Genomic DNA, 492 nt, shown 5'->3' with positions numbered 1-492 from the left:
CGCACCTCTCCCATCGCCAGCAGTCGTTTTCGCACCATCCAAAGGTTCGACAAGGCAAATAGGGTGGCCTGTTGCGTGGTGTTTTTAGCCAGCCCGCGAAACCGGACTTTCGTATAACCAAACTGGCACTTGAGCACGCGAAATGGATGTTCGACTTTCGCTCGTACCTGGGCTTTCGCGAACTCGATCTTGCGGTATACCTGCGTGATCAAACTGGTGTTACCATGCTTTTTGTAACTGCTCGGGCGTGCCGCGATCGACCAGATCATCTGACGATCCTGATGTTCCGCACGCTTGTCCACGCCGGTGTAGCCCGCATCACCAATGACATAGGTTTCCTCGCCGTGTAGCAACTGATCGACTTTAGTCACGTCCGCTACATTCGCTGCGGTGCCCACCAGGCTATGGACTAAACCCGACTCCGCATCGACGCCGATATGCGCTTTCATACCAAAGAAATATTGGTTTCCCTTCTTCGTCTGATGCATCTCA

Annotated in this window: 1 protein-coding gene; it reads right to left on the bottom strand. The window is 53.5% G+C overall.

All coding sequences use genetic code 11. The annotated features are described in order from the left end of the window. Window positions 1-492 (bottom strand): IS5 family transposase (locus RGM3321_RS00200; protein WP_244391034.1); only part of this gene is annotated, 492 nt, incomplete at both ends.

This window comes from Pseudomonas sp. RGM 3321 (assembly GCF_022836805.1).
GTDB lineage: Bacteria > Pseudomonadota > Gammaproteobacteria > Pseudomonadales > Pseudomonadaceae > Aquipseudomonas.
This window is presented reverse-complemented; position numbering and strand designations above follow the sequence as displayed.